Origin of the sequence: Archangium sp., from assembly GCF_036277355.1 — a bacterium.
Taxonomy (GTDB): Bacteria; Myxococcota; Myxococcia; order Myxococcales; family Myxococcaceae; genus Archangium.
In genome coordinates this window covers 73213-84035 of the sequence record NZ_DASUNC010000137.1, presented here as the reverse complement: position 1 = coordinate 84035, position 10823 = coordinate 73213, and the positions used below count along the sequence as shown (strand labels likewise).

The window sequence follows — 10823 nt, the reverse complement described above, 5'->3', positions numbered from 1 at the left end:
CAGAGCGGCCGCCCAGTCTCTTTCTCTGTCTGCTCGCAAGTGGGGCCTCAAGCCGCGCGCGAGCGCCGCCTGCTCCGCCTGCTCCAAGTAGCGGAACACTGCAAGCTACCCGTCCCCGCCTCATTCGGCGTTTGGTGCTAGCGCGCCTCCTGCTTCGCGGAGAACGGTTTCGCCCGCCCGGGGCGGAAGCGTTGGATTCGCTGCGGTAGACTCCCGGCCATGTCGCTTGGATTCTGGGCCCGGAGTGGTGTGGTGGTGCTGTGGTGCATGGGGGTGCAGGGGTGCGCCCGTGTTCCCGTCGCGCAGGAGGAGGAGGACGTGGACGGACTCGCCGATTGGCCCGAGCCCGCTCCCGAGCACGAGAAGGACATCGAGTCCTCCGAGCACGGGGCGTCCCTGGTGCCACTCTCCGCGCCTCCCCGCGCCTCCAACCTCCTGGTGCTGGGTGGCGGGGGCGAGCCCTCCAGCAATGAGATCGCCCTGGAGAAGAATGTCCGCTACTTCCAGCGGACGCTCGAGGCGCATGGGCTCGAGCCCGCTTCCGCCTCCGTCTATTTCGCCAACGGGAACGATGGGCAGGCCACGGTGCGCTACCTCGAGGAAAAGGCCGGGAAGAAGGCGCGCGAGCAGTTCAAGGTCCCGGAGATTCCCCACCTGAAGGGCCCGGCCACGCTGGAGCGCTTCCTGGAGTGGGTGGACCAGAGCGCCCGCGAGACGCCCCATCAGCCGGCCTTCATCTACTTCACGGGGCACGGAGGCTTGAACAGCCGGCATCGCAACAACAACCACCTGGCGCTCTGGGAGGGGGACACGCTGACGGTGCGCGCTTTCGGCCTCTTCCTCAACCGGCTCCCGAGCACCACGCCCGTGGTCACGGTGATGTCCCAGTGCTACGCTGGCTCGTTCGCCAACTTCATCTACCAGGACGCCAATCCCAAACGGCCCGTGGTGGCCCAGCCCCGCTGTGGCTTCTTCGCCACCGTGGACTTCCTGCCTTCGGTGGGCTGCACGCCGGAGGTGGATGAGGCGGACTACAAGGATTACAGCTCCAGCTTCTTCGCGGGCCTCAGCGGGCTGGGCCGGACGGGGAAGGCGGTGGCCTCGGCCGACTACGACGGGGATGGCCGGGTGAGCTACGCGGAGGCCCACGCGTTCGCCAAGGTGGATGGCGAGACCACGGACCTGCCCATCTCCACCTCGGAGGCCTGGTTGCAGCGGCGCGCCACCCGGAAGGACCGGCGCCGCTTCCTGTCCTCGCCCATCATGGAGGTGCTGCGCGGCGGGCGCCCGGATCAGCGGCATGTCGTGGAGTCGCTCGTGGGGAAGTTGGGGTTCCTCCCCGAGCTGTCCGTGCGCGACAACCTCAAGAGCTCGATGCCGCGCACGGAGGAGGCCGTGGCCTATGTCGAGCGCCTCTACATGGAGCTGATCAACATCGGCATGCAGGAGAAGCTCCGCGCTTCGGGTTCTCCTCAGGCGCTCGCCATCTTCGATCGCCTGCTCCAGTGCGAGAACGGCTCCTGGGACAGGCCGGCGGGTGCGGCTCCGGTACCGGTTCAGGTGCGGGCTCCCGAGGCGGACGCGACGGCTCCGTGAGCGTGGCCCGGAGTTGTGACAGGCTCGGGGGCTGCACGGGGTGCTCCGTATTCCCTCACCCCAGCCCTCTCCCAGAGGGAGAGGGAGCATTCACGGACGGGAACCCGGGGGACTCGATACCCTCACCCCGTCCCTCTCCCGGAGGGCGAGGGGATATTGGGGACTACGGGCTCACCCCGCCTCGCCACCGTCGATGTTGTAGGCCGCTCCCGTGATCGTCGCCGCCGCGTCCGAGCTGAGGAACAGGCACAGCGCCGCTACCTCCTCCGGTTGGATCACCCGCCCCATCGCGTTCATGTTCGCCAACGCCGCGTGCGCCTCCTGCTCGGAGCGGCCCGTGCTCTTCGAGATCGCCGCCTTCGCGTTCGTCAGCATGTCCGTCTCCACCCAGCCCGGATTCACGATGTTCACCGTCACGTTCTTACGCGCCCACTCCACCGCCAGCGACTTCGTCAGCCCCAGCAGCGCGTGCTTCGACGCACAGTACGCCGACGTGTATTTCACCCCCCTCGTCGCCGCCATGCTCCCGATGTTGATCACCCGGCCCCCTCCCGCCGCCGCCATCGCCGGAATCAACTCCCGGCAGAACAGGAACGGCGCCTCCACGTTCACCGTCATCACCCGCCGGTAATCCTGCGTCGTCGTCTTGTGCAGCGGCGCCGATACCGAAATCCCCGCGTTGTTCACCAACACCCGCGGCGTTCCCGCCTCCAGGATCTTCTTGCTCGCCGCCAGCACCGCTCCCTCGTCCGCCACGTCCACCGCCAGCGGCTTCACCGCCCCTCCCGACTCGCGCGCCAGCTCCTCCAACGCCTCCGCCGCTCGCGCCAGCGCCCACACCTGGTAGCCCTCCTTCACGTACGCCTGCACCAGCGCCTTGCCGATTCCCCGGCTCGCGCCCGTCACCACTGCCGTCTTCTGGGTCGTCGTCATGGTCCCCCACCTTACCCGGACCTCGTTCCCCGGGTCCCCTCGGTGATACAAGCCCCCAGCCCCCGCCCACTCCTGGAGGACACTCCCCATGCCTCGCGCGGACATCACCGACCTCTTCCGCATCGATGACCTCCTCTCCCCCGACGAGAAGGCCGCCCGCGACACCGTCGCCCGCTTCGTCGACTCCGAGGTCCTCCCCATCATCGGCAAGCACTTCCGCGAGGGCTCCTTCCCCTCCCACCTCGTGCCCCGCCTCGGCGAGATGGGCGTGTTCGGCGCCAACCTCCAGGGCTACGGCTGCGCCGGCCTCAACACCGTCAGCTACGGCCTCATCCTCCAGGAGCTCGAGCGCGGGGACTCGGGGCTGCGCTCCTTCGCCTCCGTGCAGGGCTCGCTCTGCATGTTCCCCATCCACTCCTATGGCAGTGAGGCGCAGAAGCAGCGCTTCCTCCCCGCCATGGCCCGCGGCGAGCTCATCGGCTGCTTCGGGCTCACCGAGGCAGACTTCGGCTCCAACCCCGGTGGCATGCGCACCCGCGCCCGCCGCGATGGCGACTCCTGGATCCTCAACGGCTCCAAGACGTGGATTACGAATGGCTCCATCGCCGACGTCGCCGTCGTCTGGGCCAAGACGGACGAGGGCGGCCCCGAGTCCATCCGCGGCTTCCTCGTCGAGAAGGGCATGCCCGGCTTCTCCGCCCGCGAGATTCCCGGCAAGTTCTCCATGCGCGCCTCCACCACCAGTGAGCTGTCCTTCCAGGACGTGCGTGTGCCCGACGCCAACGTGCTCCCCGGTGTCACCGGCCTGCGCGGTCCCCTGTCCTGTCTCAACTCCGCGCGGATGACCATCGCCTTCGCCGTCACCGGCGCCGCCATCGCCTGCTTCGAGGGTGCTCGCGAGTACTCCCTCACCCGCGGCCAGTTCGACAAGCCCATCGCCGCCTACCAGCTCACCCAGGAGAAGCTGGCGGACATGCTGCAAGAGATCGTGAAGGCGCAGCTCCTCTCCCTCCGGCTGGCGCGTCTCAAGGACGAGGGCAAGGCCACCCCCGCCATGGTGAGCCTCGCCAAGCGCAACAACGTGAAGGCCGCGTTGGAGATCGCCCGCGTGGCCCGGAGCATCTACGGCGCCAATGGCGTCACCGATTCCTACCCGCCCATCCGCCACATGCTCAACCTGGAGAGCGTCTTCACCTACGAGGGCACCCACGAGGTGCACACGCTCGTGCTCGGCAAGGCCATCACCGGCTACGACGCCTTCAGTTGAGCTTCTTCCGCGGCAGCGTTCACGATCGGACGAGCCATCGCATCCGGATCGGTGAGGGAGGCATGCGGCTGGGTGGCATGTCCGAGATCGCGCCCCCACCTTGTCCCAGCAGCCCCAAGAAGGGGCCGGGTCCCAAACGTGGACACCGTCAGGAGGTCGTGCCGTGGAGGAAGGCAGCCCAAGGAATGCCGGGCCGGGTCCGTCCCAGCTCTTCCGTGAACGCGAGCATGCCTGGCGTCACCTCGACTACCTGTATGAGATCAGCAAGCGGCTCGCGGCCTTCGAGGGGGAGGAGCGCACCTTCCCGGAGGTGATGGCGCTCGCCTCCCAGGCGCACCGGTTGTGCACGGCGCTGCTGTGGGTGGGGTTGGATGCGGGGGGCGAGGCCGTGCCGGAGCGTCCGGTGCTGAGGGTCTGGCGCGCGGAGGAGGTGCCGGCCGCGCGGCTCACCGAGGCCGTCGAGCAGGCCGCTTCCACGTATGCCTGGCGGGTGGGCGCGACGGGGGTGGAGCCCCAGCACGAGCTGGGGGAGGCGCTGGAGGGCGTGGGCTCCTGGGCCGTCCCGGCGCCTCCCGGGCGGGCCGAGCCGGCGTTCATCACCCTGCCACTCGTGGCCAAGGGACACACCTTCGGCATGCTCCAGGTGGAGCCGTCCGGGGTGCTCGCCGAGGAGGGGCTCGCCTTCCTCGACGCGGTGGCCAACCAGCTCGCGCTGGCCCTGGACCGGCACTACGCCCTGCGGCGCGAGGTGCGCCTGCGCGAGCGCGCGGAGTTGTTCGAGCGCGTCCAACGCGACCTGTTGCAGCGCGAGCGCCTGGCGCATCAGGCGGCGGAGGAGGCCCACCGGCGCCAGGCCTTCATGGCCGAGGCGAGCGCCCTGCTGGCCGGCTCCCTGGATTACCGCATCTCGCTTCCCCAGCTCGCGCGCCTGCTGGTCCCCACGTGGGCCGACTGCTGCGCCATGGATCTGCTGGGTCCCAGTGGCGCCGAGCGCATCGCGATGATGGCCGTGGAGCCCGCGGGCCACCCGCTCGGCAGTGCGTCCTTCGTGGGCCAGGTGCTCGCTTCTCATCCCTGGGTGGCGATGCCGGCCAGCCCCGAGCACCTGCCGGAGGGGCTGGCGCCGGTGGAGCGGGCGGAGTGGACCGGTTTTCCCTCCAACCTCCGTCTGCTCATCCGGGTGCGGGGCCGTACGCTCGGGGTGCTGAGCCTCATCTCCGCGCGGCCGGAGCGCTATGGCCCCGCGGACGTCACCCTCTTCGAGTCGCTGGCCCAGCGCATCGCGGCGGCGGTGGACGCCGCACTGCTCTTCCAGCAGGCGCAGGAGGCGGTGCGCTGGCGCGAGGAGCTGCTCGCCGTCGTTTCCCACGACATCAAGACGCCCCTGCTCGTGGTGCGCATGAACGCGGAGATGCTGCTGAATGCCGCGCGTCCGCCGGGGGACGAGCGCCGGCGTCAGGGCCGCCGCCATCTGGAGAACATCCTGCTGGCGGCGGGGCAGATGAGGGAGCTCATCGGCGGCATCCTCGACCGGGCGCGCATGCAGGGCATGCCCATGCCGCTGGCGCTCCAGCCCTGGCCGGTGGACGAGCTCTTCCGGCAGGCGGCGCAGGTGCTCCGGCCGCTCGCCCTGGAGAAGTCCCAGGACCTGGTGATGGAGGTGAGCCCGGGGCTGCCCTCCGTGCGCGCGGACCGGGAGCGCGTGCTGCAGGTGCTCGGCAACCTGGTGGGCAACGCCATCAAGTTCACCCCTTCGGGTGGCACCGTCTCCCTGCGGGCCCGGAAGATCGATGGGATGGTGCGCCTCTCGGTGAAGGACAACGGGCCGGGCATCGCGCCCGAGGACGTGCCGCACCTCTTCGAGCGCTTCTGGCGGGCCTCCGGCGTGAGCGAGCGGGGAACGGGGCTCGGGTTGAGCATCGTGAAGAGCATCGTGGAGGCGCACGGGGGCAGCCTCTGGGTGGAGACCCAGGTGGGGGCGGGCAGCACCTTCTTCTTCACCCTGCCGGCCGCCGCGCCGTGAGCTCCAGACGGGCCCGTCCCGGGGTGGGAACAGGATTTCCAGGGTTGGGAAGTGAGCGACCTACCCAGCGTGCCGCCTTGCGTCATGGACAGGCCCGCCCATTGCGGCGCCGGGTGGTGTACATGGAGGAGCCTTCCGTCTGAACCCGGAGCCATTTCCCATGAGCACCAGCCCCCGGCTGAACACCGCGACCGCCGCCCACTCGTCCGAGCGCATCTGGGAGGAGGAGATCCTCCCGAAGCTGCACGACTACATCCGCATCCCCAACAAGTCCCCGGCCTTCGAGCCGGACTGGGCGAAGAAGGGGCACATGGACAAGGCGGTGAAGCTCATCGCCGGCTGGTGCGAGTCCCAGGCGAAGCACATCCCCGGGCTGAAGGTGGAGGTGGTGACGCTCAAGAACGAGAAGGGCGAGGAGCGCACCCCCGTCATCTACATGGACATCCCCGGCTCCGGGGAGGACACCGTGGTGCTCTACGGCCACCTGGACAAGCAGCCGGAGATGACCGGCTGGCGCGCGGGCCTCTCCCCCTGGGAGCCGGTGCGCGAGGGCGACAAGCTCTTCGGCCGCGGTGGCGCGGATGATGGCTACTCGGCGTTCGGCTCGCTCGCCGCCATCCGCCTGCTCAAGGAGCAGGGGATTGCGCACGCGCGCTGCGTGGTGATCATCGAGGCCTGCGAGGAGAGCGGCAGCTATGACCTGCCCGCGTACATCGAGCACCTGGCGCCGCGCATCGGCAAGGCGTCGCTCGTGGTGTGCCTGGACTCCGGCTGCGCCAACTACGAGCAGCTGTGGATGACCACCTCGCTGCGCGGGCTGCTCGCCGGCAACCTGCGCGTGGACATCCTCGAGGAGGGCGTGCACTCGGGCGACGCGAGCGGCATCGTCCCCTCGTCGTTCCGGATTCTGCGCCAGGTGCTTTCGCGCGTGGAGGACGAGCAGACGGGTCGCATCCGCGTGGACGCCCTCCAGGTCCACATCCCCCAGGCGCGCCGCGAGCAGGCCGCCGCCGTGGCCGAGGTGCTGGGCGAGGAGGTGTACTCGAAGTTCCCCTGGGTGCCCGGCTCCCGGCCGATGACGGTGGACCGCGCCGAGCAGATCCTCAACCGCACGTGGCGCCCGGCGCTCTCCGTCACGGGCGTGGACGGCATGCCGGCCCTGGGCAGCGCGGGCAACGTGCTGCGCCCCTACACCGCGGTGAAGCTGTCCGTGCGCATCCCTCCGCGGGTGGACCCGAAGGTGGCCATCCAGGCCCTCAAGCAGACGCTGGAGGCGGATCCGCCCTACGGCGCGAAGGTGACGTTCGAGGGTGAGAAGACCAGCGCCGGCTGGGACGCGCCGCCGCTCGAGAAGTGGCTGGAGCAGGCCACGCACGAGGCCTCGCGCGCCTTCTTCGGCAAGCCCTTCATGGCCATGGGCGAGGGCGGCACCATCCCGTTCATGGAGATGCTCGGCAAGCGCTTCCCCGAGGCCCAGTTCCTCATCACCGGCGTGCTCGGTCCCAACAGCAACGCCCACGGGCCCAACGAGTACCTGCACATCCCCACCGGCAAGAAGCTCACCTGCTGCGTGGCGAGCGTCATCGCCTCGCACTTCAACCGGTAGCAGGCTGTAGGGCGGGGGAGCGGCCTCGATTCGCGAGCGGGTGGCGGAGTCTTCTCCGCGCCCATGCTCCTCCGCTCCACCGTCCTCCTGCTCGTCGTCCTTGTCTCCGCGTGTACCGGGCCCGCTGGGACCGCAAGGCCAGCCCGGTGAGCCGGGTCCCCAGGGCCCCGTGGCCACGCACTGCCTCCGAAGTCGCCGGGGACTCAGCCGGACTGACAGCGTGGTTCACGTGGATTGAGCCACCCAGGACGCATGGGCGTGCGGCACGTTCAGTGCCATGAACTGCGCCGAGCCCCTGGCCGAGTGCCCAGCGCGAGCCCAATGGCGACACGCGCACCGAGGTCATCCGGGGCGCTCGTAGATCGACGCCAGCAACGGAGACCGAAGAACACAGGGACCCATTGACCGCCTTCTTCGCGCGGGGCTACGGGTGCCAGGAACGCATCCACCCGGGAACCATCATCGCCCAGGGCTACGGCACCGTGTACCGGGCACGGGACAAGCTGAGTGGCACCCTGTTGGCCCTCAAGTTCGTCCCGCTCCACCGGGCCAGGCAGTGGGCCGAGCGCGAGGGCACCCTCGCCATGTACTTCCAGCACAAGAACCTCGTGCGGCAGGTGGGCTTCAGCTACTGGCCGCCCGTGCTGCCCGAGTTCTTCTGCTTGAAGATGCTGTACGTCGAGGGCCGCCCGCTCGATGTGTGGGCCTGGGAAGAGAACCCCGACACGCTGGCCGTGATGGGCAAGAGGGTGGGTGTGGCGCGGGGGCTGGCCGTGGTGCATGACGAGAACGTCGTCCACCGGGACGTGAAGGAGGCCAACATCATCGTGCGCGACAGCGACGGGGAGCCGGTGCTGTTGGACTTCGGGGCCGCCAAGCGTGAGGGGCAGACCACCATCACCGAGGGTATGTTCCCCCGGGGACGCCCCACTACCGCAGCCCGGAGGCGTGGCGCTTCGGCCTGGAGCACTGGAACGAGCGGAAAGTCACCTACCGGCCCGGGAAGGCGGACGACCAATACGCGCTGGGCGTGGTGCTCTACCGGCTGCTCACCCGTCGTTTCCCCTTCGAGGTGGCGTGGGATGACGCGGCCTCGGTGAATGCCGTCATCAACAAGGAGCCGCTGCCGCCGCACATCGTCAACCCCAACGTGCCGCAGGTGGTGAGTGACCTGTGCATGAAGCTGTTGGAGAAGAGGCCGGAGAAGCGTTACCCGAGCGTCCTGGAGCTGGGGAAGGAGCTGATGCACCTGCTGGCTCGTGCGGATGCTTCCTGGCGGGTGCCCCTGCATGACGGTCCCCGTCTACCGAGGAGAGGCCGGCGGGGGGCCGCAGCACGGAAGGAGAAGCCCGAGGCTGCCGCGCCACCCGTGGAGCCCATCCCGGCGACACCGACTCCGGCCACGGTGGCGGACGTGCCCGTGCAGGCCATGGCGCTCCAGGCGCTTCGGCGCGCGGTGGTGTGGATGGCCGTGCTGGTGAGCGTGGCCCTGGTGGGGTGGTGGCTCTCGGAGCGGAGGAAGCCAGAGCCCCAGCCCACACCCGTGGCGTCGTCCTCGCCTTCCCCGACGTTGAGGTCGCTTCTCGGTCAGGAAGTGGCGCCCTCGTGGCCGCCGCCGGAAATTGAGCAGGCCGCAGCTCCGCTCCCGGTGGAGAAAACCCCTGCGGTCGTCGCCTCGCTGGTGACGCGCTCCAAGGACGACGCCTTGAAGAAGCCGTAGGCCCCCAGCCCCCAGGGGGACAAGACGCAGAAGGGGATCCTCTCACCCGTGGCGAAGTGGTGTGTCGGCGCCGCCGCTGCCGCCAACATGGCCTGTCCCGGTGCCCAGGTGCGTCCCGCCCCCGAAGCCGAGCCGTGCCCGGCCGGTGCCGTCGAGACCATGACCGAAACTCTCGGCATCGGCATCGGGAGCACGGGCCTCGTCTCCTTCACCCGCGAAGACCCCAAATTCATCACCGTGCGCGAGGGCGTCACGTCCGCGAGGTTGGTTTATGGGGGCGTCCCCGGTGGAGTGCCGGGCGATCGGTGGAAGCTGCCAACGGGGACCATCCTCTCCGGCCGGCTCCTTTTCGGAGACGGTCGCGTCTATGCCCGTTTCACCGAGGCCCGAACCCCCACGGGGGACACGTTCAAGGTCTGCCTGGAGGCAGGGGACGAGGGTAAACGGGGCGTCCCAGCGGAGCCCGATGGAGGGCCGGAAACCGCCAAGGTCTTCGCCTCCATGGCCGTGCAGGCGGTGCGCCGGTTCGAGTAGAGCTGTCCGAGCGGTTCGCGAGCAGGGGCTTGGCATCCCTCGTGCCCTACCGGGAGGGAAGGTGTGGTAGAGGCCCACTTCTCCGGTCTCTACCCCATCTGTTGGATGTCCCCGCTCCGTGCTCACCTCGTCCCCCGCCGTGCTCTTGCTCCTGGCGCTCCTCGCGGATGCCAGCGCCACCGCGCAGCCATCTCTTCCGAGCTGTGAGGCGTCGCCACACCGGATCGAGCTGTTGGCGGCTCCCACCGACAAGGCGCCAGAGGTGTGCATCAGCCCCGACCTTCCCACCACCTTCCGGTTCGACTCGCCGTTGCCTCCGGGTGCGGTGGAGTTGCAGGAGCGCGAGCGTTTCGAGGACGTGTCCACGGGGACGCGCAGCATCACCGTCATCCCCCCGAAAGACCTCCGGCCCGGGGAACGGCTCGAGCTGGTGGTGCGCTTCACGGATGGTGCCGCCCCAACGAGCGCCACCTTCGAGCTGGTGGGCCACCCGGCACGGGCCGCGCGGCAGGTGGAGGTCTTCCGCAACCGGCGCACCGTTGAGGACTACCAGCAAGAGGTCAAGGAGAAGGAGGCCCGAATCCGGCAGCTCCAATCGGAGTTGGTACGGACGCAGGCGGAAGGAAGCGGGCTGGGCATCACGGGGCTGATCGCCAGCGGGCTGTTGAACGTGTACGCGTTGAACGTGCAAGGCGTCCTGGCCAAGAACCTCACGAGCACCATCACCAAACCCTCGGCCAACGCGCTCCTCACGCCAACCGTCATCAGCTACCGCTCCACCACCACGCGCCGGGAAAAAGGCGAAGACGTGATGCGGGTGGCCGTGGCGATGGTCATGGACAACCCCGGCACGGCCCCCTGGACGGCCAGGGATGCGGCACTGCTGGTGGGAAAGGGCCAGGACGTGAAGGAAGCGAAGGCGTGGCAGCTCGCGCCCATTCCGCCGGGAGGGTCGGGCCTCGTGATGGTGGAGACGGAGTTGCTGGCTCACGAGGCGCGGGGCACCTTCACCCTCAAGTTGTGGGACGAGAACGGAGGTCGGCTTGTCACCCTCGGCGGAGTGACCTTCCCGTGACCCCCGCTCCAGGGGTTGCCGTACCCATTGGGTATTCTTCCAGACTGGCTACCCATAGAGGGGTGGCCA

9 protein-coding genes are annotated in these 10823 nt (G+C 69.2%); 8 read left to right on the top strand and 1 reads right to left on the bottom strand.

Features of this window, described 5'->3' with window-relative positions; genetic code table 11:
* The first annotated feature begins 219 nt into the window (after positions 1–219).
* Positions 220–1596, top strand: a complete 1377-nt coding sequence (locus VFZ09_RS33045) for a Caspase domain-containing protein (RefSeq protein ID WP_329731713.1) — start codon at positions 220–222, stop codon at positions 1594–1596.
* A 171-nt stretch (positions 1597–1767) separates the two neighbouring features.
* Here VFZ09_RS33045 and VFZ09_RS33040 read toward each other — a convergent pair whose 3' ends face one another.
* Positions 1768–2529 carry an SDR family oxidoreductase gene (locus tag VFZ09_RS33040; RefSeq protein WP_329731712.1) on the bottom strand — a complete coding sequence of 254 codons (762 nt, stop codon included), beginning with the start codon at positions 2527–2529 and terminating at the stop codon, positions 1768–1770.
* 88 nt (positions 2530–2617) lie between these two features.
* Here VFZ09_RS33040 and VFZ09_RS33035 point away from each other — a divergent pair, with 88 nt between their 5' ends.
* The 7 genes from VFZ09_RS33035 (at position 2618) to VFZ09_RS33005 (ending at position 10754) form a co-directional block, all read left to right on the top strand.
* On the top strand, positions 2618–3796 hold the full coding sequence (locus tag VFZ09_RS33035) for an acyl-CoA dehydrogenase family protein (RefSeq protein WP_329731711.1): 1179 nt from the start codon (positions 2618–2620) through the stop codon (positions 3794–3796).
* Positions 3797–3959: 163 nt separating this feature from the next.
* The gene (locus tag VFZ09_RS33030) at positions 3960–5819 is read left to right on the top strand and encodes an ATP-binding protein (protein WP_329731710.1); all 1860 of its coding nucleotides are present in this window, start codon (positions 3960–3962) and stop codon (positions 5817–5819) included.
* A 160-nt stretch (positions 5820–5979) separates the two neighbouring features.
* Positions 5980–7425 (top strand): M20 family metallopeptidase, encoded by a 1446-nt coding sequence (locus VFZ09_RS33025; RefSeq protein WP_329731709.1) that lies wholly within the window; start codon positions 5980–5982, stop codon positions 7423–7425.
* A 401-nt stretch (positions 7426–7826) separates the two neighbouring features.
* Positions 7827–8525: a protein kinase domain-containing protein gene (locus VFZ09_RS33020; RefSeq protein WP_329731708.1), complete on the top strand. Its 699-nt coding sequence runs from the start codon at positions 7827–7829 to the stop codon at positions 8523–8525.
* Complete coding sequence (locus tag VFZ09_RS33015) at positions 8456–9145, top strand: hypothetical protein (protein WP_329731707.1); 690 nt, start codon at positions 8456–8458, stop codon at positions 9143–9145. Before VFZ09_RS33020 ends, VFZ09_RS33015 begins: the two co-directional genes overlap by 70 nt.
* 159 nt (positions 9146–9304) lie before the next feature.
* On the top strand, positions 9305–9679 hold the full coding sequence (locus VFZ09_RS33010; protein ID WP_329731706.1) for a hypothetical protein: 375 nt from the start codon (positions 9305–9307) through the stop codon (positions 9677–9679).
* A 118-nt stretch (positions 9680–9797) separates the two neighbouring features.
* The gene (locus tag VFZ09_RS33005) at positions 9798–10754 is read left to right on the top strand and encodes a DUF2381 family protein (protein ID WP_329731705.1); all 957 of its coding nucleotides are present in this window, start codon (positions 9798–9800) and stop codon (positions 10752–10754) included.
* Positions 10755–10823 lie beyond the last annotated feature (69 nt).